The following is a 25,213-nucleotide window of genomic DNA, read 5'->3' on the forward strand; positions in this document are numbered from 1 at the left end:
GACGCCCGATCGCTTAAGTAAGCTGTTGCTGAGGGACCAGCGACTGATAAGCCAGAATCAGCTTTTTGGTCATGCTGTGCTGTGGCCAGCGAAAGATGGTGTCGGTTTTGCCGGTTTCCACAACTCGGCCATTTTTCATCACCAGCACTCTATCAGCGATATGGCGCACCACCCCTAAGTTGTGGGTGATAAAGATAAAGGATAATCCCAGCTCTTTTTGCAGGGTTAAAATCTGATTCACGGTTTGCGAGCGAATTGAAGGATCCAGTGCGGCAAACGGCTCGTCGGCCACCAGAATTTTAGGCTGTAGCACCAAGGCGCGGGCCAGCGCCACCCGCTGTTGCTGGCCGTCAGACAGCATATGCCGGTAAAAATAGGTGTGGTCACGCAACAAGCCCACTTTAAGCAGAGTTTCTTCAATCCGAGCGCTGCGTTCTTTTTCGGTTAGCTTGGTATTTAAACGCAGCGGCTCATCCATGATCATACCTACCGTAATCCCAGGGTTCATGGCCTCAGTGCTGTGCTGAAAGATCATGCGGATATCATTGCTGGCATTGTACGATTTGGTGGATTTACGCTTGGCCGCGTTATAGGCCACGCTGCTCAAAGTAATCTCGCCGGCATCGGCCGCCACCGCGCCCACCAGCAACTTGGCCAGCAGTGATTTACCGGCGCGGTTCTCACCGATGATAGCCAGGGTCTCACCGCGGTTCACATTCAGATTAATCGGCCCCAGCTCAAACACTTCCGGTTTTTTCAGCCAGCGTTTACTTTCATTATGCTTAAAGGTCAGGCCTTTAACCTGCATCAGCTGGTTCATAGCTTCTCCATATGCAGCGGGAAGTGGCAACTATAGGTGTGGTCATGAATGCGCCGTACCGCGGGCGTGACCACGCAGTCACGCTGGGCTCGCGGGCAGCGTGGCCCCAGGCGGCATCCTATGGGTACGTGCTTCAATGACGGAATCGTACCTTTTAGCGTGGGCAACAGGCTTTTGGGTGGTAAATCTTTAGTAAAGCTGGGGGCGCTGTCCAGCAAGGCTTTGGTATACGGATGTAGCGGCCGTTTGCGCAGCATCTTCATCCGCCCGGATTCCACAGTCTGGCCGCAGTATAGGACGGTCATGGAATGGGCCATACTGGAGATGGCCAGCAAATCATGGCTGATAAATAAAATCGATAATGACCGGGTCTGATTAAGCCGGGTCAGCAATTTCAGCACCTGGGTTTTAGTGGTGGTTTCCATGCCCCGGGTCGGGTCGTCGGCAATCAGCAGTTTGGGCTGTGAAATCAGTGCCATGGCCAGCATAAATTTTTGCCCAATATCGGTGGGGATTTGATGCGGATAGGCATTAAGATAATGCCGGTGATGCTTGATGCCCACTTTGTGCACGGTGGAGATAGCCGACTTACGCCGCGAGTGGCGGCGTTGCCAGAACCATTTGCCCGTGACCAACTCATCCGGAATGCTTTCTTCAAGCTGTTCACCCAGTGTGGCTGACGGGTCCAGCGCGGTGATGGGATTTTGAAACACCACGGCAATATCCCGGCGCATGATTTGACGGCGCTGCTCGGTGGTCATGCTCAGCAGGCTTTGGCCTTTCCAACTCATGCGGTCAGCAGTAAGATGGAATTTGCCGGGCAGGGCACCAGAGATGGCTGACACAATCAGACTCTTGCCCGAGCCAGACTCACCCACCAGAGCTCGAATTTCGCCACTGTTAATGGTCAGGTTGACCCGGTCCAGGGCTTTTACCCGGTTACCGCCGGTTTCAATCTCCAGCGTTAGATTTTTAATATCCAGCATCGCCATTAGTGACTGACCCTCTTACGTAACGCAGAGCGCAGCCCATCACCCACAATATTAATTGCCAATACCATTAAAAAGATAGACAAGCCGGGCAGGGCAACGTTCCATGGGGCCAGATACGCCACATCCAGGCCATCGGCCAAAATGGCCCCCAGTTCGGGTAGTGGCGGCTGTGCACCAAGATTCAAAAAGCCCAGCGCAGATACATCAATCACCGCAATGGACAGCGCCAGTGAACCCTGTACCACCAGCATCTCAATCATGTTGGGCAAAATAGAATGACGAAACAACTGCCAGCTGTTAGCCCCGTCCAGACGTGACGCCAGCACATATTCTTTTTTCATTTCGCTACGTACAAAGGCGCGGGTGTAATGAATAAACTGCGGGATCAGAGCCAGGGTAATAGCCCACATGCTATTAATCAGGCCGGTGCCGACAATGGCCACAATAATGATAGCAATCAACAGGGTCGGTATGGCCATTAGCGCATCCAGCAGATGGTTTACCACGCTGGAGCGTACGCCACTCATCATGCCGGCCAGGGTGCCAATGGTAACGCCTACCAGCATGGCGATCAGTACCAGCAATACGCTGCTGCCGAAGGTTACCCGACAGCCATACACAATGCGCGAAAACACATCACGGCCCAGCGCATCGGTGCCAAATAAATAGGTAATGGCGCCGTTAGCTTCCCAGCTGGGCGGAATAAGCAGCGAGTTGATATTTTGCTGAACCGGGTCAAACGGCGCGATGAGTGGCGCAAATACCGCGAACAAAAAAAATGTCAGCAGCACAAATAGCCCGACAATCGCTATATGACTGCTTTTAAATTCCCGCCAGGTCCGCTGCCACGGTGACGGATGGTACTCTTCTTCGTACAGGCTAAACTGTGGCACGTTCGTATTTATCCCTGCTGGGGTCAATCAGACGGTTAAACAGATCAATCATGATGGTGAGTGAGATCACCACTGAGGCCACGGCCAGCATGCCCACCCGTAGCGCCGGATAGTCACGTTGGTAAATAGCCTGGATCAGCCAGTTACCAATGCCCGGCCAGGAAAACAGGGTTTCGACAATCATGGCGTTGGTGATAAGTGTAGTAATTTGGATGGCCATCAACGGCAGCACCGGCAGCAACGCATTACGTAAAATATGCCGCGAAAAAATCTGCCAGCGCGATAGCCCCCGCGAACGCGCGGCGCTGATATACGGGCGGCTGAGCACATCAATCACAGAACGCCGGGTCATCCTGATCATCGACGCGGTAGTGATCACGCTGATGGCCAGGGTGGGTAAAATCAGGTGTAAAAAAGCATCCCGCAACGCCAAACTGGTATCCACATTGTCGGCCAGTAAAATATCCAGCAGAATAAAGCCGGTCACATTGGGGACATTGAATAGCAGTGAGATACGCCCGGACAGCGGCATGATATTCAGCTCCAGGCTGAATATGAGAATAAACAGCAGCGCCAGCCAGAACACGGGAAAGGAATATCCCACCATACTAATCGAGTTGATACTGTAATCGGTGGCGGTGTAGCTTTTTAATCCAGCATAACAACCGATGGGCAAGCCCACCACAATGGCAATAAACATGGCATAAAATGCCAGCTCCAGGGTGGCTGGTAAGGCCAGGCCCACTTCTTCTTTGAGCGGTAAACCAGACACAAAGCTATAGCCCCAGTTCCCCTGCAACAGCTGTCCAATATAATAGACAAACTGAAACAAATACGGCTGGTCCAGCCGGTATTGCATCATCAAGGCCTGGCGCTGAGCATCGGTTTGTGGATTGATGCCGGTAAGGTTAGTCAGTACATCGCCGGGGAACAGATAGGCCAGGGCGAACGACAAAGCAGCCAGCGCCAGCAGGGTCAGCGTAAATAAGATGGTATAGCGGGCTAATATGCGTATCACAGTTGTTTGGTCACTCCGCCGAATCGAATGCCGCCATACGGGTTAATTTGCATGCCTTTAAGCTCGTTACGATAAGCCTGGTAGCGATAGGCATGGGCGATAGGGACTATCGGCAGCTCTTTGTACAGTAGATGATTAACCTGTTCATAAATGGCTTTACGCTGGGCCAGATTATCAGTTTCCAGCGCCAGGTTGAGCAGACGGTCATAACGCTCATTACACCACATGGCACGATTGGTGCCGGAGGTCATCGCTTCACAGCTCAACAGCGGCCGGTAAAAGTTGTCCGGATCGCCATTGTCGGCCGACCAGCCTATCAGAACCGAGTCATGCAACCCCTCGCGCAGATGGCGGCGAAAGGTGCTCCAGTCGTAGGTCACGATATTGACATTGATATCCACCTCATTGAGGTAGCGCTGGATCAGCTCCGCCATTTTGGCCGCATTGGGGTTATAGGCCCGTTCGATGGGCATGGCCCAGATGGTCATGGTAAAGCCTGGTTCGATGCCGGCTTCATCCAGTAACTGACGGGCCATTATCGGATTGTAAGCGGTATCCTCAGCATCATTTTGATACGCCCAGCTGGCCGCCGGCAACAGGCTTTTGGCCCGTGCGGCACTGTCAAAATACACTGCCTCGAGCAGGGTGTTTTTATCAATGGCATAGGCCAGCGCGCGGCGTACATCGGGATCATCAAACGGCGGGCGCTGAGTATTAAAGGCCCAAAAGCCCACATTCAGTCCTGGCTTTTCAGCCAGCTCCAAATCGGGTCGGTTGCGGATGATATCCAGTTCGGTTTGCGCTGGAAAGGCAATGGCATCGCATTCGCCGGTCATTAGTTTAGCCATACGAATAGAACTTTTTGGCGTGATATCGTAAATCAGGCGTTCGCTGGAAGGGGCTTGCTTCCAATGATTTTCGTGCGCCCGGTACCGGATGTACTGGTCCTGGCGGTAGCTTTCAAATTTGTATGGGCCGGTGCCGATGGGAAAATGATCGATTCGTTCTTTAAGCCGCTCTTTGGCCAGCGCCTTGGCGTATTCGGCCGACAGGATCACCGAAAAGTCGGTGGCCAGGTTCGCCAGAAAAGAACTGTCACGTTCGTTTAGTTTTATCTCTACCCGGTAGCCATTAATTCGGGTGATACTGGCAATATTTTCTGCCAGACCCAGACTTTCAAAATACGGATAACGCCCCCCGGAAACCTCATGATAAAAATGCTGTGGCTGGCGCCAGCGATTGAGGCTGAACAACACATCATCAGCATTGAATGTCCGGGTGGGGGTAAAATACTCGGTGGTGTGAAATGCCACATCTTTACGCAACTGGAAGGTATAGATTAGCCCGTCATCCGACACACTCCAGCTACTGGCCAGACTGGGTACAATACGGCCCGTTTCAGGGTCAAAATCCAGCAGGCGATCATACAACTGATGCGAGCTGGCATCGGATGTGGTGGCAGAGGTATCCAGCTGAGGGTTAAAATTGGCCGGTGTGCTTTCCGAACAGTAAATAATCCCGGACTGGTAAAACTGTTTTGTGTCCTGCTGGTTGCATGCACTAAGGGCTATCACCGCGGTGAGTCCAACCAGCATCAGGTAAGCACGTCTCATCAATATTCTACCGGGCTTCTATGCTTTCTGGTGAAGAGTCTAGCAAATTGTATTTCTTAAGATAACCGCGAAGTTGGTGGTATGTCAGGCTAAGCTTTTCAGCGGTTTTTTTCTGGTTGTACTGGCTATCAGCCAAAGCCTGCTTGATCATCGTGATTTCGTACTGCGCGGCGCGCTCTTTCAGATCAATCGGGTAGTCGGCATCATCGGTATTGGCGGCGGGGACCGGAATCAGCGGCGGCTCATCGTTTGCTACCACCGGCTCCTGCGCAGCTGGAGCGATGGTGGATGCTGCAGAAGTCTGACGATCCTGGGTTTTAATGCGTCCAGTGGGCCGGAAGGCTGACTTGAACGGGTCGAGGACAATTTCATGCACCGGCAGATGCGGATTGTTGGTGCGGTATACCGCCCGCTCTACCACATTTTTCAATTCACGAATATTGCCCGGCCAGTCATAGTCGAGCAGGGTACGCCGGGCTTTTTCGGTAAAACCACTAAATAATTCCATCTCCAGCTCCCGGGCCATGTTGATGGCAAAATGCTCGGCCAGCATCATGATGTCTTCCTGACGCTCGCGCAGCGGCGGGATGGTAATAACGTCAAAAGCCAGGCGGTCCAGTAAGTCAGCGCGAAACTCGCCCTGGTCGGCCAGACTGGGTAAATCTTCATTGGTGGCCGCTACCAGACGCACATCGGTTTTGATGGTTTTACTGCCGCCCACGCGCTCAAACTCGCCGTATTCAATGACCCGCAGCAGTTTTTCCTGGATAAGGCCTGAGGTGTTGGCCAGCTCGTCCAAAAACAAGGTGCCATTATGAGCCACTTCGAAGCGCCCCTCGCGCCGTTTTGCCGCCCCGGTAAACGCCCCGGCTTCATAGCCGAACAATTCGCTTTCCAGCAGATTTTCATTCAGCGCAGCACAATTGAGTTTGATGTAGTTCTGATCCCAGCGCTGAGACAAATAATGCAGGCGGGCCGCAATCAGTTCTTTACCCGTCCCCCGTTCGCCAATGATCAGCACCGGTTTATTTAATGGTGCAATCTGGGAAATCTGCTCCAGCACTTCCAGAAAACTGTTAGCCTGGCCCAGCAAATTGTCTTGTTGGCGAAATCTACTCATTTACTCCCTCAATTGTTAGTCATTTCGACCAATATCTAGTGTAATTTAAAAATCGCGTGATGACGACTTTATTTTAACCATGTTAAAATTATTGAAAATCAGAGGGTTAAAATCAATTCGATTGTGGCATTCAAATTGAATAGTAAAGAACAGCATATGCCCATGGCATATTTTTCAATCCGAGCTAGAGGTAAATAATATGGGTATCTTCTCGCGTTTCACCGATATAGTGAACTCAAATATCAACGCTTTGTTAGACAAAGCCGAAGATCCGGAAAAAATGGTTCGCCTGATTATTCAGGAAATGGAAGACACATTGGTTGAAGTGCGTTCGGCCTCTGCCAAAACGCTGGCCAGTAAAAAGGAAATCACCGCGCAAATCAGTAAGTATGATGAAGACGCCAGTGACTGGGAAGCTAAAGCCGAGCTGGCCCTGAGCAAGGATCGCGATGATCTGGCCCGGGCGGCCTTGCAGGAAAAGAAAAAGGCGGTGGAAGCCGGTAAGGCACTCAAAGACGAGCTGACTATTGTTGAAGAACAAATCAGCAAGTTGCAGGAAGAAGTCGCCCAGTTGCAGGATAAACTGGCCGATGCCAAAGCGCGTCAGAAAACCATTATCATGCGCCAGAAAACAGCCAGCTCGCGGCTGGATGTTAAACGCACCCTGGACAGCCACAAAGTGGATGCCGCCATGGGCCGGTTCGAGCAGTACGAACGCAAAATCGATGATTTGGAATCACAGGTGGATGCGTACGACTTAGGTAAAAAATCATTGAATGATGAGTTTGCCGATTTAGAGGCGGATGATAAGATTGATGAAGAATTAGCCAAATTAAAGGCTAAAATTAATAATAAGGACAAGCCGGCCCAGTAAGCCGACTGCCGGAACCTGATACCAAGCTCACAGGTATCAGGCTGGCAGGAGATGTGAGCAACATCATTCTTAACGGAGGTAGACACAATGGATGAAGCCGTTATTGGGCTGCTGGTGGCACCAATTATTTTATTCATGATTTTTATCGCGCCTATCTGGCTGGTATTACACTATCGCAGTAAGCGCCGTATTAATCAGGGCTTGAGCCAGGAAGAACACGCCACGCTGCAGGAGCTGGCCGAAAAAGCCGAAACCATGGCCGAGCGGGTGAAAACCTTGGAGGCGATTCTGGATAGCGAAGCACCGGAATGGAGGAGTCGGGCATGAGAGTAAACCGGCAACTGTATCGAGACACTGAGCACGCCCGGATTGCTGGGGTCTGTGCCGGCATCGCCAACTATTTTGGCCTGGAACGCTGGCTGGTGCGCATTCTGGTAGTGACCGCATTTTTCCTGTTGGCCGGCCCGTTTGTATTTGTCGCTTATATTGCCGGCTGGTTCATCATGGAGAAAAAGCCTGGCAATGTGCAGGACCATGTCACCATCATCAACCCGTTCGAAAGCGCGGGTAAGGGCTGGCGCAACTCCGGCTCCAAGTCTGCTGCTGGCAGTTCGGAAGAAGAGTCGATGGAAGTGAAAAGCAAGGTGTGGCAAGCCGGTGTAGCACCGCGTCATGCACTGAAAACCATCGCTCGCAAGTTCGGTGAAAGTGAAGTCCGCCTGCGACGCATGGAAAAGTATGTCACCTCCCGCGAGTTCCAGCTTAATCGCGAAATCAATCGCTTATAAAAAACAGGCTTCGGCCTGTTTTTTTATGCCTGTCGTTTTTGCCGTGTTCAGCGCGCCCGCCACTCATGCATGTAAATTTTATGTTACGCCATTTGCTTCAGCCAACTTTGAGCGACTTGTGTGAGCCACGCAATTTTTCGATAGACTGACGGTCAATAAGTTAGGTCAACCAACAGAGGTTCCGTTATGTCTAAAGGGACACAATACAAATCCAGGGCATCGGATAGCCAGGGGCATATCCACTGGAGCGATGAAGAAAATCAAGTCTGGTCAGAATTGTTTGAGCGGCAAATCGATTTAATTCAGGGGCGGGCCTGCGAGCAATATCATGAAGGGCTGGATCTGCTGCAATTAAATGCCAGCGCCATCCCTCAGCTGCCCGACCTGAACAAAAAACTGAAAAAAGCCACCGGCTGGCAAACTGCTGAAGTGCCGGCGCTGATCAACTTTTCTGAATTTTTTCGGTTACTGGCAAACAAGCAATTCCCGGTGGCAACCTTTATTCGCACCCGCGAGGAATTTGATTATCTGCAGGAGCCGGACATCTTCCACGAAGTCTTCGGCCATTGCCCATTGCTGACTAACCCGGCGTTTGCGCATTTTACCCATACGTACGGTAAGTTGGGGCTCAATGCGAGCAAAGAAGACCGGGTGTATCTGGCTCGTCTATATTGGTTCACGGTGGAATTTGGCCTGGTCCAAACGGATGCCGGTTTGCGTATATACGGCGGCGGCATCTTATCGTCACCAGGCGAAACCGTGTATGCACTGGAAAGTGACACGCCACAGCGTAAGCCGCTCGACCCGGTCAGTGCGCTGCGGACCCCGTACCGCATCGACATCATGCAGCCGTTGTATTATATCCTGGAGCAATTCGACGATCTGTTTACATTGTCTGAAATGGACCTGATGGCTCTGGTGCAAGAAGCCAAGGCCCAGGGATTGTTTGAGCCCTTGTTCCCGCCAAAGGAAAAAGTGGCCAGTGGTCAAAACTAAAGCAGTCAGATAAAAAACGCTTTCATTGTTACAAAGTTGTGATATTCTGTAAAAAATACTTTACAGTTTAGAGCGATGTATGCGTTTAGAAATCTGCTGCCAGGATCGGCTGGGGATCACCCAGGATGTACTGGACATCCTGGTGGCCCACGAAATCGACCTGCGCGGAATTGAAATCGATGTAGGTGGGAAAATCTTTTTAAATTTTCCCAACATCGAATTTGCTGACTTTCAGCATCTGATGCCCAAGATCCGGCGCATCGAAGGCATTGATGATGTCAAAACCACCCCCTTTATGCCCGCCGAGCGCGAGCGCAATCAGCTTTCTGCCATACTGCAAACCTTGCCTGATCCGGTATTTTCTATTGATACCCGCGGTCACATCCTCATGTGTAACGAAGCGGTCACCGCCGGCTTAGAAACCAGCGTAGACTGCATTCGCGGCGAAGATGTTGCTGAATGGGTCAAGGGCTTTAATTTTCATCGCTGGCTGGAGTCCAGTGCTATCCGCCCGGCATCATCTAAAGTGCAATTTATTCAGCAGGATTATCTGGCTGACATGCTGCCCATCAATGTGCCGGATGGCGAAGATGGCACCATTGTCGCCGGGGCAGTGATTTTGCTTAAATCTGAAATGCGCCTGGGCCAACAGTTTACTGCGTTTCATCAAACCGAATCCGACAGCTTTGATAAATTTGTCACCCAGTCACCCAGCATGCATAAAACGGTGAAAGAAGCGCGCAAGGTAGCCGACCTGGACGCACCTATTTTGATCTTTGGCGAAACCGGAACCGGCAAAGAGATGATTGCCCGGGCCTGTCATCAGGCCAGCCGGCGCAACGAAGGTGAGTTTTTAGCGTTAAATTGTGCCTCACTGCCAGACTCGGTAGCCGAAACCGAACTATTCGGCTATGCCGCCGGGGCGTTTAATCAGCCAGAAGGCAAGGCGGGTTTACTGGAGCTGGCGGCCGGCGGCACCTTGCTGTTGGATGAGATTGCCGATATGTCGACCCAGCTACAGGCAAAATTGCTGCGGGTGATGGAGCACGGTGAGTTTCGCCGGGTAGGTGATGATAAGCCGGTGAAAATTGATGTGCGCTTTATCTGTACCACCTGCCGTGATCTTGGCCAGCTGGTGGAAGATGGCCTGTTTCGCAAGGAGCTGTACTACCGGCTCAACGTGCTGGCGCTGGTGATGCCGTCATTAAAAGATCGCAAACCCGATATCGTACCCCTGGCTGAAGCTTTTATTGTGCAGCACAGTGCTAAACTGGGCCGGCGCCCGGCCAAGCTGAGTAAATCCTGTGTGGACTATTTGCAGCAATACCCCTGGCCAGGCAATGTGCGCCAACTACAAAACGCCTTATACCGGGCATTGTCATTGTTGGATGGCAAAGAAATCACCAAAGAAGATATTCAGCTGCCAAGTTGTGCCCCTAGCACCACTTATATTGATGAGAACTTCGATGGCACCCTGGATGAGGAAGTGAAAAAGTTTGAACGTGACTTGCTGCGTCGGCTGTATCCGTCTTACCCGAGCACCCGTCAGCTGGCCAAAAAACTCGGCCTGAGCCATACCGCCATCGCTAACAAACTGCGCGAATATGGCATCAATAAAGCCACTGTAAAGTTTTAACTACACATTTGTTCTGATTGCTTTACGCCACTTGCGCTGCGGGTGGCCATTTCCGGCCTTCTTTTAACGACCTTGTCTCCTGTCAATTTTTGCTTACAGTTAGCCAGTTTCTTGCGCTAAAAACTATCGGCCCGGCCAACCTTTTCAAGTCACCGCTTTTGATGTTTATTGTGTAAACACGCTGTTAAAAATTAATACAAGGTTTACACCATGACTACTGTTGATTATTCCTATAACCCGCTGGGTACTGATGGGTTTGAGTTTGTTGAATACACCGCTGCTGATGATAAAGGCATCCAGGCACTTAAGGATCTGTTTTCGTCACTAGGCTTCGCCGAAGTGGCAAAACACAAATCCAAACAGGTATGGCTGTATAAGCAAAACGATGTGAATTTTATCATCAATGCCGAGCCTGCCTCTCAGGCTGAAGAATTTGCCCGTTTGCGCGGCCCCAGTGTATGCGGCATGGCTTTCCGGGTTAAAGACGCCGGCAAGGCGGTTGAACATGCCCTGGAAAATGGCGCCAAACAATTTGTCGGCAACTTAGGTCCGATGGAACTGAACATTCCTGCGGTCTACGGCATCGGTGAGAGCACCCTGTATTTTGTTGACCGTTATGAAGACGGCAGCATCTATGATGTGGATTTTCGCTTTTATGACGATTGGCAGGCGCGGATGGAAAAAGCCAACTCTGGCCTGCAGTTTGTGGACCACCTGACTCACAATGTTAAACGCGGCAACATGGCAGTTTGGGCCGATTTTTATGAGCGTATCGGTAACTTCCGCGAGATCCGTTACTTTGATATCGAAGGAAAGCTGACCGGCCTGGTCAGTAAAGCCATGACCTCGCCGTGTGGCAAGATCCGTATTCCAATTAATGAATCATCTGACGATAAGTCACAGATTGAAGAGTTCATCCGTGAATACAAAGGCGAAGGCATTCAGCATATCGCGCTGGCCACCGATGATATCTACAAAACCGTATCGGAATTACGTGAGCGCGGCATGAAGTTCATGGATACACCAGACACCTATTACGAGGCGGTTAACAGCCGCGTTGAAGGCCATGGCGAAGATTTAGAACAACTGAAAAAGCAGCGTATCCTAATTGATGGCGCGCCGATGAAAGATGGCATTCTGCTGCAGATTTTCACCGATACCGTCATTGGGCCGGTATTTTTTGAAATCATTCAGCGTAAAGGCAATGAAGGCTTTGGCGAAGGCAACTTTAAAGCCTTGTTCGAGTCCATCGAGCTGGACCAGATCCGCCGTGGTGTGATCTCAGACGAGAAGCAAGATGCGTAACTGGATCAAGTTTCCCACCGCGCAGGGCAGCCATTCCCGGCAAGCTCACGCGGACTTTCCCGAAGAAGGGATTTACGAGCGTGAGACCGGTCGTAATGGGTTTTTCGGCCCGGCCACGCACATGCATCATAAGCATGCGCCGACCGGTTGGATAGAGTGGGAAGGGGAGCTGCGCCCGCGTGCGTTCGACTTAAATCAGCTGGCCGAGCACGGCCACGATGCCGCTACTGACAGCCCGTTTGCCGCACCGGTTATTTTGCATAATGCCCATTGTCAGTATCGCTTATGGCATTGCACCACCGCTATGTCGCGCCTGGCTCGCAATGCTGATGGCGACGACCTGCTGTTTGTGCACGAAGGCCAGGGTGAACTGTATTGCGATTATGGTCATCTGACTTTGGTCAAAGGCGACTATGTGGTGATCCCGCGTGCGACCCTGTGGCGACTGGAGCCGTCATCTGCGATGCAGATCCTGATGATTGAGGCCACCAATGATGCCTACCAGTTACCGGAAAAAGGCATGCTGGGCGGCCATGCGATCTTTGATCCGGCGGTATTGGACACCCCACAAATCAACGATCAGTTTTTGGCGCAGCAGGATGAAAACCAGTGGCAGGTAGAGGTCAAACGGCACAACCGGTTATCACGCATTACTTACCCCTTTAACCCGCTGGATGCCATTGGCTGGCACGGTGATTTGTCGGTAGTGCGGCTGAACTGGCGCGATATTCGCCCGGTCATGAGCCATCGCTACCATCTGCCGCCGTCTGCCCACACCACCTTTGTGGCCGCACGTTTTGTGGTGTGTACTTTTGTCCCACGCCCCATCGAGTCTGACCCCGGTGCACTCAAAGTGCCGTTTTATCACAATAATGATGATTACGATGAAGTGCTGTTTTATCACGAAGGCGATTTTTTCAGCCGCGACAACATCGACAGAGGCATGGTGACCTTTCATCCGGCAGGCTTTACCCACGGGCCACACCCCAAGGCATTTGCCGCCGGTCGCCAGCACAAAAAAACCTTCACTGACGAAGTGGCGGTGATGCTGGATACCCGGGATGCGCTGATCATTGGCGACGCCGCCAGCGCGGTGGAAAACCCTGACTATGTGTACAGCTGGCGCACAGTGAAAAAGGATAATGAATGAAATTTGCAACCTATAAAAACGATACCCGTGACGGCCAGTTGATGCTGGTCTCCCGTGATTTAACCAAAACCTGCCCGGTCAGTGATATCGCTGCCACCATGCAACAGGCACTGGATAACTGGGCCGAGCTGGAAGCCCCGCTACAGCAGCGCTATAACGCGCTAAACGATCAGCAAATCGAAGCTAGCGACTTTGACCCCAGCCGTTGTGAATCACCATTGCCGCGCGCCTACCAGTGGGCCGATGGCAGCGCCTACGTCAATCACGTGGAACTGGTGCGCAAAGCACGCGGTGCAGAAATGCCAGAAAGCTTCTGGACCGATCCGCTGATGTATCAGGGCGGCTCGGATGACTTTATTGGCCCCACTGACGATATCATATTGCCCAGCGATGAATGGGGCGTAGATTTTGAAGCCGAGATTGCCGTGGTAACCGGCGATGTGCCTATGCAGTGTTCGGCCGAGCAGGCCGGCCAGCATGTCCGCCTGTTGATGCTGGTTAACGATGTCTCATTGCGCGGGCTGATCCCCGGTGAACTGGCTAAGGGTTTTGGCTTTTTCCAGTCCAAACCGGCCAGCAGCTTTTCACCGGTGGCGGTGACACCTGATGAACTGGGTGATGCCTGGCAGGCTAACAAGGTGCATCTGCCGCTGCGCTCCACTTATAATGGCAATACCTTTGGGGTGCCTGAAGCCGGCGAAGATATGACTTTTGATTTTAGTCAGTTAATCGCACATGCCGCCAGGTCGCGTAATCTGGGTGCCGGCACTATCATTGGCTCGGGCACAGTGTCGAACAAACAGGGTACCGATCATGGCTCGGCAGTGGATGCCGGTGGCCGTGGATATTCTTGCATTGCTGAAATCCGGATGATTGAAACCATCCGCGATGGCAAGCCCAGCACACCGTTTATGCAGTTTGGCGATAAGATCCGCATCGAAATGCAGGACAGCCAGGGCAACAGTATTTTTGGTGCCATCGACCAACAGCTTAAACGGCTTAATCAGTAGGCGGGGCAGCTATGGCGCTTAAACTTTACGGCTATTGGCGCTCGTCGGCCAGTTACCGGGTACGGATTGCATTGAACCTGAAGCAACTGGAATATGACTATATTCCGGTTCATCTGGTTAAGGAAGGCGGCGAGCAGCATCAGCCGCCTTACCAGCAGCTTAATCCCAGTGAACTGGTGCCCACTTTGGTGGACGATGAAGCCGATGTGATCCTGAATCAATCATTGAGTATCATCGAATACCTAGATGAGCAGCATCCGCAGCCATGCCCGCTCATCCCTAGTCATGCGCTTGAACGTGCCCGGGTGCGTGCACTGGCCTACGACATGGCCTGTGATATGCAGCCGCTGGGTAATTTGCGGGTATTGCAGCAATTAGAAGCGCGGTTCGGCGCGGATGCTAAGGCAAAAGCCGATTGGGTGGCGTACTGGTCGCAGCAAGGATTCAAAGCCGTTGAACAGCGCTTGCAAACCCAGGCCGGTAAATATTGCTTTGATTATAATATCAGTCTGGCGGATGTGTGCCTGGTTCCCCAGGTATACAGCGCCTTGCGCTTTGGGGTGGACATGCAGGCCTACCCCTTAATCAAAAAAATATACGATAACTGCAACCAGCTGGACGCGTTCGAGGCAGCCCGGCCAGAAAATCAAGTCGATGCGATGCCCACCTGATGACTTACTGCCTTTAACTGAAAAGCGCCTTTTTGAAAGGCGCTTTTTTTGTGCTTAATAGCTAAGTGCAGATGATCAGCAATAACCTGAGTGATGGCTATTGCATTTTGATAGGGAGCTCGGTGGTATTTTTCACCTGTTTGAGGGCAAAAGTCGAGCTTAAATGATCCACCAGTGGCAGATGGGTCAGTTTACTCTTAAGCAGGTTCTCGTATTCTTCGATGCTTTCTACCACCACTTTGAGCAGATAGTCTTTTTCCCCGCTGGTGGTGTGACATTCAACAATCTCGTCGATAGACTGCACAGCCTGCTCAAAGTCGATCAGAGAGTGGCCATCATGGTTTTTCAAAGTGACAAAGATAAACACAGACACCCCCAGGTTCAGTTTTTTGCTGTTTAGCAGGGTCACTTTTCCGACAATGATCTCTTCGGCTTCCATACGTTTTACCCGTCGCCAGCAGGGGGTGTGCGACAAGCCAACCTTTTGGCTTAATTCAGCCATTGAAACAGTGGCGTCTTGCTGCAAAACGCGTAAAATCTCGCGATCAAATTTATCTAGCTTCATTTAAATCATCCACATTATTATGATGAGCATTATATATTGGAAAAGATCCTAGGATAAGCATCATAACTATTTTAAATCGGTAGTCTGTATTTTGCTGTATGTTAAATTCATTAACAAACATCGCAAGGCATGTCCTCCCGATTTTTCGCTACACTCTTGTCAACTAAATACTACGATTGAGGGCTTATGTCTGTTTTCGAGCATCCAGAATTTGATAACCACGAACACGTTGCGTTTTATCACGACGAAGAAGCGGGCTTAAGTGCCATTATTGCGGTACATAATACCAATCTGGGGCCTGCGCTGGGTGGCTGCCGGATGTGGCCATACATTAATAGTGCCGAAGCACTGACCGATGTACTGCGTTTGTCCAAAGGCATGACCTACAAAGCCGCCATGGCTAACCTTAAATTAGGCGGCGGTAAGTCGGTTATCATCGGCGATCCGCGTAAAGCCAAGACGCCGCAAATGATGACGGCCATGGGCAAGTTTGTCGACTCGCTGGGCGGAAAATATTTTACCGCCGAAGATTCTGGTATCGCTGTTACTGACCTGCAGGTGATGGCCGAGGAGTCTAAGTATATCGCCGGCGTCAAAGCGCAATATCACTATGCCGGTGAAACCCCCGATGGCAATCCAGCTCCTTCCACAGCCTATGGTGTTTTTGTGGGTTTGCAAGCTGCGGTCAAGCACGCCATGCAGTCAGATTTAAAAGGCGTGAAAGTGGCCATCCAGGGGATGGGCCACGTGGGCTATCGCCTGGCCGAACATTTGCACAAAGCCGGTGCCACTTTGTTTGTTACCGATATTTATCCTGAAGGGGTAGAGCGTGCGGTCAGTGAACTGGGCGCCACCGCTGTAGCACCGGAAGAAATTTACGGCTTGGATGTGGATGTAGTGGCACCCTGCGCTATGGGCGCATCCATCAATGATGAAACCTTGCCGACCATTAAGGCCAAGGTGATTGCCGGCGCGGCCAATAACCAACTGGCTCGTGAAGAAATCGGTGAGATTCTGCATCGCCAGGGCATCGTGTATGCGCCAGATTATGTGGTCAATGCCGGTGGGGTAATTGATATCTATCATCAGCGTATGGACAAATCTTCCGATGACGCGTTGCGCGAGCACATCGAGCAGATTGGCGATACTTTAACTGAGATTTTTGAACGTGCTGATCAGGAACAAAAAGCCACCAACCGGGTGGCCAATATGATTGCCGAAGAGCGATTTGCACACAAGGCTTGAAAGTTAACTAACAAGCCGTCATAATGCGCGCTCGCTGGCATCGAGCAACACTTGAAGCCAGCGAGTTTCAATGGTGGGCCCCTGGTCCTCTCGCAATGATACTCTGTGAATCCGGTCAGGCCTGGAAGGGAGCAGCCGCAGCAGACGACTCATGTGCCGAGATGTGGCTGGGGGCCTGCCACCCTAATTTTTTCGCATCCCCTCTTTTTTCTCTAAGTAAGCCTGCGCACTCATCAGCGCCTGGGCCACACTTTGCTCCATTTTTTCTCGTTCCTGTATTGGCAGATAAAACGCCATATCTACATCAAAACGAATATAACGCGGTGGCACTTGATTCAGCGCCAAACAACACAAATCGGCGACATAATCCGGGCTTTTGGTGTCGTTAAGCCCCAGCGCATTGATTTTTTCGGCCAGTAAGTGTTCATAGTAATTATGAATATCATCATGTAGAGGCATACCTGTTTTCCCTGTGGTACCCAAACCAGCCGCTGCAGGTGTTGCCACAGCGACGTTTTTGCGATGCAATGTTAATAAAGTGTTAGACTAAATTTTTGTATTCGCAAGTTGGAAAACGATGAAAAGAAATACTACCCCGGTTTATTACGGTGATTACCTGCACCTGGACAAAATCCTTGGCGCACAGGAGTTTCAAAGCGAAAAATACGGTGAGCCGGCCCATGATGAGATGTTGTTTATTATCGTGCATCAGGTGTACGAGCTCTGGTTTAAGCAAATTTTGCACGAGCTTAATGCAATAATCGATACGTTCAGCGAACAAACCGTGGCCGATGACGCCTTGATTGGTGTGGTGCATCGCCTGCAGCGCATTATTCAGATCCAGCAGCTGATGAATGATCAAATCAGCGTGATGGAAACCATGACCCCGCAGCAGTTTTTGTCCTTTCGTGACTATCTGGTGCCCGCTTCCGGCTTTCAGTCAATCCAGTTCAAACGCCTGGAAATTTCATTAGGCTTGAAGCGTGAATATCGCATCGATTTCGACAAGCAAAGTTTTTATAGCCGGCTAACCGATAAAGACCGGGCGCTGCTGGAAGCGCTGGAAAATAAACCCAGTCTGTTTGAGTTGGTGGAGCGCTGGCTGGCCCGGTTGCCCTTGTTGGAAAAAGACGAATTTGCTTTTTGGCAGCATTATAAATCGGCCACCGATACCTTGCTCAATCAGGATCGCAACACCATTGAAACCAATGCCACTTTGAGTGAAAAGGACAAACGCCAGGAGCTCAAAGACTGGGAAGCCACTAAAGCCAGTTTTGATGCCTTGTTTGATAAGCAACAATACCAAAAATTGCGCGAGGAGGGCGTGTTTCGCCTGAGCCATGATGCCATGATGGCCACCCTGTTTATCAAACAATACCCGGAAGAACCCTTATTTAACCTGCCTTTCCAGCTCATCACAGCCCTGACAGAGATTGATGAAAAACTCACGATCTGGCGCTACCGGCATGCCATGATGGTGCAGCGCATGTTGGGTAGTAAAATTGGAACCGGTGGATCTTCTGGCCATCAATACCTCAAAAAAACCACCGAATCCAACCGCATATTTGTGGACTTTTTCAACTCAGCCACATTTTTGTTGCCCAAAGAAATGTTGCCCCCGCTGCCCCAACAAGTTAAACGCTATTTTGGTTTTTATAAATAAATTAAAACGCATATTGTCAATGTGTTGTTAAATTACAACTTTGCACCTAAGTGGTTAATTTTTGAGCTGTTAAATAAGTCGAAATTAATCACTTCCCTCGCTAAAAAAGTGTTGAAAAATCACCCGAAACGTGTCTTTTATATAAAGGTGAAAGAATGTAAATATTCTTTCTTCCGGTTACGGAAATAATAATTAGCAAAAAGGCAAAAAGCAGATCGAGTTGCTGCTTTTTTCAGGGAGAAAACTCATGTTTAAAAGCTCTAAACTGGCTTCATCAGTGAAGCTGGCGTGCGCGTTTGGTACAGCACTGGCAATGTCTTCTGCCAATCTGGCATACGCTCAACAAAACACAGCTGCTGATGATGTTGACGCAGAAGAGGTTGGCGTAGAACGAATCAGTGTTACAGGTTCGCGTATTCAACGCGCTGAAATTAGCAACAGCACACCCGTATTCTCATTTGGCGAAGAAGATATAAAAGTTCGCGCTTTTACTAACGCGGCTGACCTGCTTAACCAATCTCCATTATTCGGCGGCTCATTGACACCCGCTGGTGATCAGGACGCAGAAAACGCTGGTCAAAACCAGGCGAACCTTTTTGACTTGGGCACTCAACGTACTCTGACACTGGTAAACGGAAAGCGCTTTGTAAGTTCTCAATCTGCTTCACAAGGCGGTTCGCAGGTTGATATCAACGCAATTCCAGTAAACCTGATAGAGCGCATCGAAGTGGTACCTTTGACCGGTGCGGCAACTTACGGTGCCGATGCGATCGCCGGGACTGTTAACGTTATCTTAAAAGATGACTATGAAGGCTTTGAAGTTACGGCTCAGTATGATGGAAATGAAGATGGCAATGCCCGGACATTCCAGGTAAGTACATTGGGTGGCGGTAACTTTGGTAACGGCCGGGGTAACGTAACGTTCGGTATGGAATACACCCGCAACAATGGCTTGTTGGAATGTGACCAGGACTTCCTGTGTAATAATAATCCTGGCTTTGACTCTGGCCAAAATGAATTTATTGACTTTAACGGCGATGGCGTAGGTGACGACCTCAATGGCGATGGTGAACTGACTGCAGAAGACCGCCGTTCAGTGCGCTTGACATACAATGAGTTACAACTGCAATTATTCACCCAAAATGGCGCTATCACGCCTCCAGGTTCAGGCTTTTTACCTTCTTTTGGTTTAGGCAGTCTGCCAGACGGTAACTTCTACGAGTTTACTCAAAACGGTGACATCACCCAGTGTCAACCAGGCTCTGTACAGGCCCGAAGCCTGATTACACAAGGCGGACCTGGCGTGTGTAGTCTGGACTTCTTTGACAGTGTTGATCAAATTCGCTCACCCACTTCACGTTTTAATAGCTATGCGTCATTCCGCTTTGACATCACGGATAACCTGCGATTTAAAAATGATCTCATGTTTGCTAACACCAAGGGTGAAGAGCTGGTTAACCAGGGTGGCTTCCAAACTGGGTTCTTCGGTGGCACATCCGCGGCTCTGGCTATGGACATCAACAACCCGTTCTTGTCTGAACAAGCCAGAAGTACACTTCGCTCAGCTGGTTTAGAGGGGGATGCCTTTTCTATTCACCGCTTTAACAATGATTTGGTGTCATTAGGTGGCAACTCTAATGAGACCCACGTTTGGCGTATCACCAATAGCTTAGAAGGTGACTTCACTGCGTTGGATCGTTACTTCTACTGGGATGTGTCTGTAGTTCACGGCCAGTCTGATGTTAATATTCAAACTACCGGGATCGTCGATGGCCGTTTCTTAAACGCTGTTAATGCCCAACGCGTTGACGATGAATTGTTAGAGCGAATCCGCCTACAAGATCCTGATGATGCGACTGATGATCTTGCCGATATGGATGCAGCTCTTGCGGCGTTGCAAGGTGCTCGCTCACAATTTACCGGCGGCTTCGAGCGTGGCGACATCATCTGTGGTGCCTATGCAGACTTAGCTGCAGGTACACTGGAAGGCTTCAACTCTCGTGCTTCAGGTAACGGCCTGACTGATGAAGACTTGCCGTTCCTTGATGGTTGTACACCATTGAACTTGTTTGGTTCGCAAGCTTCTGTTGAGGCATTAGACTTCATTACAGGCGGCCCGCAAATGGCCTCTGCGTCTAACAAGCAAACAGTTTATACTGCCAACTTAGGTGGTACAGCGTTTGAGCTACCAGGTGGTCCACTGGATTTTGTTGTTGGTGTTGAACGCCGTATCGAAGATGGCAACTACATGCCAGCTCTGGGTGGGCGTGTTCCTGTAACTCGTTCAACTATCGATCGTCCGGTTTCAGGTGGTTTTGATACGAATGAGTACTATGTGGAAGTGGTTGCTCCTATCATTTCTGAAGATATGGCTATTCCGTTTGTTCAGTATCTTGAGCTGAGCGGCGCTTATCGTAACCAGGAATTCAATACTGACGCGCCTCGTGGCTTTGAAAACCGTACCACGGAAGAAGATGTTTACCAGGCCAGCCTGAAGTGGCAGGTGATGGACGACTTCTCTATCCGGGCAACCTATGCTACGGCATTCCGTAACCCGTCAATCAACGAGTTGTTCCAGCCACAGCAACAAACATTTATTTCAGGTGATGACCCCTGTGACGCTCGCTCCGTTGGCTTAGGTCCTAACCCTGAGGTACGTAAGGCTAATTGTGAATCGCTGGGTATCGACACTGATACATTTGTTTCCAACATCCAGGACGGTACTATCCCAACCGGCATCGTGTCGGGTAACTCTGAGCTGGGGCCTGAAACCAACAAATCTTACTCTGTAGGATTTGGCTTCACACCTACTTTCCTGGAAGGTTTGCAGGTTAGTGTGGATTACTACAACCTGGAAATTGAAGATTTCATTGAACAGGTTGATTTTGAAACGTTGGCTGCCACTTGCTTTGACTCAAATGACTTCCCGAATGAAGCAGCGTGTAGCACCTTCAAACGTGGCGATGACTTCCAGGTTATCGAAGCACGCAATCAGCCTGCTAACGTTGCTCTGTCGACGTTCGAAGCAGTATCTATTGCGTTGTTCTATAACCACGACCTGGAAGAGTGGGGTAACTTGAGCATTAACTCTAATACTCAGCACAACATCACTAATGAGTTCCAGGCTACACCTTCTGCCGAAGTAACCGAAGATGTGGGTGACTTTGCTGACCCGGATTGGTTGGGTACGGTTGACGTAACCTGGACGTATGATGATTGGTTAGTTAGCCATCGTATTCGCTGGCAGAATCCAGTGAAGATCGACTCGCTGGACCAAGTATTGTATGCAGATAGCTTTACAGAGTTGGAAGATGGCTCTTATCAGGGCAACTTTACCAATGAAACTGACTGGCGTGTACTGCACGAATTGGCAGTGAGCTACAACTTGGATGAGTCTACAAGCATTCAGTTTAACGTGTTCAATTTGTTGGATCGTAAGCCGGACGAAAATGGTGCAATTGCTTTTGCTGCAGGCCACTATGGCTTGGATGAGCGTTTAGGTCGTCGCTTCAGCTTACGTGTAAATCACCAATTTTAATTAAGGCTTAGCCTTTTTAATACCTCAAACACCCGGCTTCGGCCGGGTGTTTTTTATTCCCCCTTCAAACCTTTCTTGGCGCTGTTCAAGTTTTAATCATTTTAAAATCGGACTGACTACTCACCTCACAACGCGCTATTCACAAGGTTTTATCTAAAATTTACCCTTTTCGTAACAGCTTGTTTACGAGCAGGATGAATATTGCGAAAAAAAAATTGAACTTTCGTCTCGTCTCGCTTGTTTGGCAGTTGACCGCAGCATTTCGATGTGGTTATTATCAAGTCAAGGCTTTGAGTCTTGTTTAATAAAAAGTCGTTTTAACGATTTATATAACAAACCGCTAAACAAATTAGTGGTCCAGGGAGACACAATTCATGTTTACAAATAATAAACTGGCTAAGTCAGTGAAGTTGGCGTGCGCTTTTGGTGCGGCTTCAGCAGCACTGTTTGCAGGCAATCCGGCAATGGCTCAAGAAGCCGATGCTGCAGAAGCCGAGCAACAGAATATCGAAAAGATTTCTGTAACAGGTTCTCGTATCAAACGTACTGACCTGGAAACGTCCAGCCCGGTACTGGCAATTGATGCCGCAGTTATCGAATCAACGGGTTTTACTCGTGTAGAAGACGTAATGAACACCCTGCCGCAAATCGAAGCGGCGGAAACATCATTCCAGGCAAACGGTGCAACAGGTGTTGCGACTCTGGATCTTCGTGGTCTGGGTGCACAGCGTACTTTGGTGCTGGTTAACGGTCGTCGTCTGCAGCCAGGCGGTGTTTACAGCCAGGCGCCTGACGTCAACCAAATCCCAGCGGCTCTGGTTAAGCGTGTAGACGTTCTAACTGGTGGTGCATCAACAGTATACGGTGCTGACGCGGTATCTGGTGTTGTTAACTTTGTAATGGATACCGAATTCACTGGTCTGGAAATTGAAGCCGGTGCAGCAGGTTATCAACACGATAACGATAACAGCTATATTCAAAGCCTGATGGATGAGCGTAACTACGACTATCCAGATGGTAGCAATGGTATCGGTGGTGAGTCATACAACCTGAACATCACAGCCGGCGGCGATTTCGACGGCGGCCGTGGTCATGCCACTGTTTATGCGGTATGGCGTCGTAACAATGAAATGCTGCAAGGTGAGCGTGACTATGGTTCATGTGCACTGAACACCTCTGCGACAGCTTGTGCGGGTTCATCAACCGCTGTATCACCAAACTTCTTCTTCTATCCGGTAAATACGCCGGTAGCTGATGCTTCTGCTGCTCGTGATGTTGATTATACTAATGAGCTGTGGTGGAGCCTGCAGGATGACGGTAGCTTCCTGCCTATGTCTGAGGCGCAAAACTTCTATAACTATGCGCCGATTAACCACTTCATGCGTCCTAACGAGCGTTTCTCTTTAGGTTCATTTGCAGAATACGAAGTTAACGACAAAGCTCGCGTGTACCTAGAAACTTCATTCATGCAAGACAAGACTAAAGGTCAGATTGCTGAGTCAGGAACGTTCTATGGTGCCGAATACTTATTCGACTACAACAACCCACTGATTTCTGATGCCCAGGCGGCTCAGATTCAAGAAGCGTTGGGTCAGGGTCCGGATGACCAGTTTGTTGCTTACATTGGTAAGCGTAACGTAGAAGGTGGCCCGCGTTCAGATAATCTGGAACATAACGCGTTCCGTATCGTTGCAGGTGTTGACGGCTGGATCAATGACAGCTGGTCTTATGATGTGAACTACATGTACGCGTCTACCTCTTCTTCATCAGCATATGCTAATGACTTGAACCTGCCTCTGATCAGCCCTCGCGTGGGTGAAGTTGGTACTACATGTGAAGACGACTGCTTGTTGTATCAGGTATTTACTCCAGGCGGCGTAACTTCTGAGCAGGCTGCGCAATTGGGCGGTACAGCGGTATTGGTAGGTACTACTACCCTTGAAGTATACCAGGGTTATGTAGCAGGCGAATTTGACTACGCGCTGCCGTGGGCGGTAACGCCAATCGGTGCCTCTTTTGGTCTTGAGCGTCGTGAAACAGAATTTGAACGTGTTGCTGATACTATCTATCAGGAAGGTTCTTTGGTTGGTCAGGGTGGCCCAACAGAAAGCCTGATCGGTGGCTTTGATGTTAACGATATCTTTGGTGAGTTAAGCTTACCGGTAATCGAAGGCATGGACGGTGTTGAAGCCCTGGTATTGGATTTAGGTTTCCGGGTTTCTGATTACTCAACCTCTGGCAATGCCAACACCTATAAAGTGGGTATTGACTGGGCTGTTAACGAAGACCTGAAATTCCGCGCCAGCTGGAACCGTGCGATTCGTGCTCCGAACATCAATGAACTGTTCTCTGCGCAAAGCGTAGGCCTGTGGCAGGGTACTGATTTGTGTGCCGGCGATACGCCTGTATTATCTGCTGACCAGTGTGCGCTGACCGGTGTAACTGCTGCTCAGTACGGTAACATCAGCCCGAACCCGGCTGACCAGTACAACCAGTTCACTGGCGGTAATCCAAACCTGGAGCCAGAAGAAGCTGATACTTATACTTTGGGTATTGTTTCTTCTCCGTTTGAAGGCTTTAACTTCTCAGCTGACTATTTTGAGATTGATGTTGAAAATACTATTGCCACTGTAGGTGCGCAGCGTATCATCGACATTTGTGGTAATACTGGCCAGTTCTGTGACAACATTCAGCGTAGCCCAGCAGGTAGCCTGTGGTTATCTCAGGATGCATTTGTAAGAAACCTGCGTGACAACATTGGTGGTATCACCCTGCGTGGTATCGATATTGATGCACGTTACTCTATGGATGTGGGCGAAGGTACACTTGGCTTAAGCGTCATCGGTGCTTATAACCTGGAAAAAACCTTCAAACCTCTGCTGGCTGATCCTTCGCAGGATTACGATTGCTCTGGTGTTGTTAGCGTAGATTGTTTCGCGCAGCCAGAATGGCGTCATACTTTCAGCGCCAACTACAACATGGGTGATATTAGCCTAATCGGTCGTTGGAGATACTACGGTGAAGTAGATATCGACGGTACTGAAGATTCAATCAAAGCATACAGCTTCTTTGACTTGTCTGGTGCCTACATGCTTAATGAGAACATCCGTATCTCTGCTGGTGTGAACAACGTACTTGATAAAGAGCCGCCTCTGGTAGGTAGTGCTTTGGCCACCAACTCAAACACTGTTGCTGGCTTCTACGACACCCTGGGTCGTTACCTGTTCACTAACGTAACATTCACGTTCTAAGTGATATAGTCTGAAAAAAGCCGGCGCCCAGCGTCGGCTTTTTTTTATCTAAAGATCAATATAAG

General features: G+C 50.0%; 21 protein-coding genes and 1 other RNA gene. 14 read left to right on the top strand and 8 right to left on the bottom strand.

Annotated features, from left to right (window positions below):
- Nucleotides 1–13: 13 nt before the first annotated feature.
- From ACTUJZ_RS07870 to pspF, 6 genes are read right to left on the bottom strand one after another with little or no spacing between them, the layout of a single operon-like run.
- Nucleotides 14–820, bottom strand: coding sequence for an ATP-binding cassette domain-containing protein (locus tag ACTUJZ_RS07870; RefSeq protein ID WP_463635744.1), 807 nt, complete (start codon nt 818–820; stop codon nt 14–16).
- Nucleotides 817–1,812, bottom strand: a complete 996-nt coding sequence (locus ACTUJZ_RS07875; RefSeq protein WP_463635745.1) for an oligopeptide/dipeptide ABC transporter ATP-binding protein — start codon at nt 1,810–1,812, stop codon at nt 817–819. The genes ACTUJZ_RS07870 and ACTUJZ_RS07875 overlap by 4 nt, the downstream gene beginning before the upstream one ends.
- A complete protein-coding gene (locus ACTUJZ_RS07880) occupies nt 1,812–2,705 on the bottom strand; it encodes an ABC transporter permease subunit (protein ID WP_463635746.1) in 894 nt (297 codons plus the stop codon). Before ACTUJZ_RS07880 ends, ACTUJZ_RS07875 begins: the two co-directional genes overlap by 1 nt.
- Nucleotides 2,692–3,723 carry an ABC transporter permease subunit gene (locus tag ACTUJZ_RS07885; protein ID WP_463635747.1) on the bottom strand — a complete coding sequence of 344 codons (1,032 nt, stop codon included), beginning with the start codon at nt 3,721–3,723 and terminating at the stop codon, nt 2,692–2,694. The genes ACTUJZ_RS07880 and ACTUJZ_RS07885 overlap by 14 nt, the downstream gene beginning before the upstream one ends.
- Entirely contained in the window at nt 3,720–5,336 is a 1,617-nt protein-coding gene (sapA, locus tag ACTUJZ_RS07890; protein WP_463635748.1) for an ABC transporter substrate-binding protein SapA, read from the bottom strand. The genes ACTUJZ_RS07885 and sapA overlap by 4 nt, the downstream gene beginning before the upstream one ends.
- 7 nt (nt 5,337–5,343) lie before the next feature.
- Nucleotides 5,344–6,456 (bottom strand): phage shock protein operon transcriptional activator, encoded by a 1,113-nt coding sequence (gene pspF, locus ACTUJZ_RS07895; RefSeq protein WP_463635749.1) that lies wholly within the window; start codon nt 6,454–6,456, stop codon nt 5,344–5,346.
- Between the two features lie 199 nt (nt 6,457–6,655).
- Here pspF and pspA point away from each other — a divergent pair, with 199 nt between their 5' ends.
- From pspA to maiA, 9 genes are all read left to right on the top strand, one after another.
- Entirely contained in the window at nt 6,656–7,330 is a 675-nt protein-coding gene (pspA, locus tag ACTUJZ_RS07900) for a phage shock protein PspA (protein WP_463635750.1), read from the top strand.
- Between the two features lie 87 nt (nt 7,331–7,417).
- Nucleotides 7,418–7,657, top strand: a complete 240-nt coding sequence (gene pspB / locus ACTUJZ_RS07905) for an envelope stress response membrane protein PspB (protein ID WP_463635751.1) — start codon at nt 7,418–7,420, stop codon at nt 7,655–7,657.
- Entirely contained in the window at nt 7,654–8,118 is a 465-nt protein-coding gene (pspC, locus tag ACTUJZ_RS07910; protein ID WP_463635752.1) for an envelope stress response membrane protein PspC, read from the top strand. Before pspB ends, pspC begins: the two co-directional genes overlap by 4 nt.
- 186 nt (nt 8,119–8,304) lie before the next feature.
- A complete protein-coding gene (phhA, locus tag ACTUJZ_RS07915; RefSeq protein WP_463635753.1) occupies nt 8,305–9,114 on the top strand; it encodes a phenylalanine 4-monooxygenase in 810 nt (269 codons plus the stop codon).
- A 79-nt stretch (nt 9,115–9,193) separates the two neighbouring features.
- A complete protein-coding gene (gene tyrR, locus ACTUJZ_RS07920) occupies nt 9,194–10,750 on the top strand; it encodes a transcriptional regulator TyrR (protein WP_463635754.1) in 1,557 nt (518 codons plus the stop codon).
- 210 nt (nt 10,751–10,960) lie between these two features.
- On the top strand, nt 10,961–12,055 hold the full coding sequence (gene hppD / locus ACTUJZ_RS07925; protein WP_463635755.1) for a 4-hydroxyphenylpyruvate dioxygenase: 1,095 nt from the start codon (nt 10,961–10,963) through the stop codon (nt 12,053–12,055).
- Entirely contained in the window at nt 12,048–13,205 is a 1,158-nt protein-coding gene (locus ACTUJZ_RS07930; protein WP_463635756.1) for a homogentisate 1,2-dioxygenase, read from the top strand. The genes hppD and ACTUJZ_RS07930 overlap by 8 nt, the downstream gene beginning before the upstream one ends.
- Nucleotides 13,202–14,215 (top strand): fumarylacetoacetate hydrolase family protein, encoded by a 1,014-nt coding sequence (locus ACTUJZ_RS07935; protein WP_463635757.1) that lies wholly within the window; start codon nt 13,202–13,204, stop codon nt 14,213–14,215. Before ACTUJZ_RS07930 ends, ACTUJZ_RS07935 begins: the two co-directional genes overlap by 4 nt.
- Nucleotides 14,216–14,226: 11 nt before the next feature.
- Entirely contained in the window at nt 14,227–14,886 is a 660-nt protein-coding gene (maiA, locus tag ACTUJZ_RS07940) for a maleylacetoacetate isomerase (RefSeq protein ID WP_463635758.1), read from the top strand.
- A gap of 97 nt (nt 14,887–14,983) precedes the next feature.
- Here the strand turns inward: maiA and ACTUJZ_RS07945 are convergent, their stop codons facing one another.
- A complete protein-coding gene (locus ACTUJZ_RS07945) occupies nt 14,984–15,451 on the bottom strand; it encodes an Lrp/AsnC family transcriptional regulator (RefSeq protein ID WP_463635759.1) in 468 nt (155 codons plus the stop codon).
- Between the two features lie 186 nt (nt 15,452–15,637).
- Between ACTUJZ_RS07945 and ACTUJZ_RS07950 the strand changes: the two genes are divergently transcribed.
- Together ACTUJZ_RS07950 and ffs are read left to right on the top strand one after the other, a co-directional pair.
- Nucleotides 15,638–16,696, top strand: a complete 1,059-nt coding sequence (locus ACTUJZ_RS07950) for a Glu/Leu/Phe/Val dehydrogenase dimerization domain-containing protein (RefSeq protein WP_463635760.1) — start codon at nt 15,638–15,640, stop codon at nt 16,694–16,696.
- A gap of 79 nt (nt 16,697–16,775) precedes the next feature.
- An RNA gene (gene ffs / locus ACTUJZ_RS07955) (signal recognition particle sRNA small type) lies at nt 16,776–16,872 on the top strand.
- Between the two features lie 7 nt (nt 16,873–16,879).
- Here the strand turns inward: ffs and ACTUJZ_RS07960 are convergent.
- Nucleotides 16,880–17,155 carry a late competence development ComFB family protein gene (locus ACTUJZ_RS07960; RefSeq protein WP_463635761.1) on the bottom strand — a complete coding sequence of 92 codons (276 nt, stop codon included), beginning with the start codon at nt 17,153–17,155 and terminating at the stop codon, nt 16,880–16,882.
- 118 nt (nt 17,156–17,273) lie between these two features.
- Between ACTUJZ_RS07960 and ACTUJZ_RS07965 the strand changes: the two genes are divergently transcribed.
- The 3 genes from ACTUJZ_RS07965 to ACTUJZ_RS07975 all read left to right on the top strand — a co-directional run bounded on the left by ACTUJZ_RS07965 (nt 17,274) and on the right by ACTUJZ_RS07975 (nt 25,148).
- Complete coding sequence (locus ACTUJZ_RS07965; RefSeq protein WP_463635762.1) at nt 17,274–18,359, top strand: tryptophan 2,3-dioxygenase family protein; 1,086 nt, start codon at nt 17,274–17,276, stop codon at nt 18,357–18,359.
- Nucleotides 18,360–18,606: 247 nt separating this feature from the next.
- Nucleotides 18,607–21,897, top strand: coding sequence for a TonB-dependent receptor domain-containing protein (locus ACTUJZ_RS07970; RefSeq protein ID WP_463635763.1), 3,291 nt, complete (start codon nt 18,607–18,609; stop codon nt 21,895–21,897).
- A gap of 374 nt (nt 21,898–22,271) precedes the next feature.
- Entirely contained in the window at nt 22,272–25,148 is a 2,877-nt protein-coding gene (locus tag ACTUJZ_RS07975) for a TonB-dependent receptor (protein WP_463635764.1), read from the top strand.
- Nucleotides 25,149–25,213 lie beyond the last annotated feature (65 nt).

This window comes from Alteromonas sp. WD8-37 (assembly GCF_055326825.1).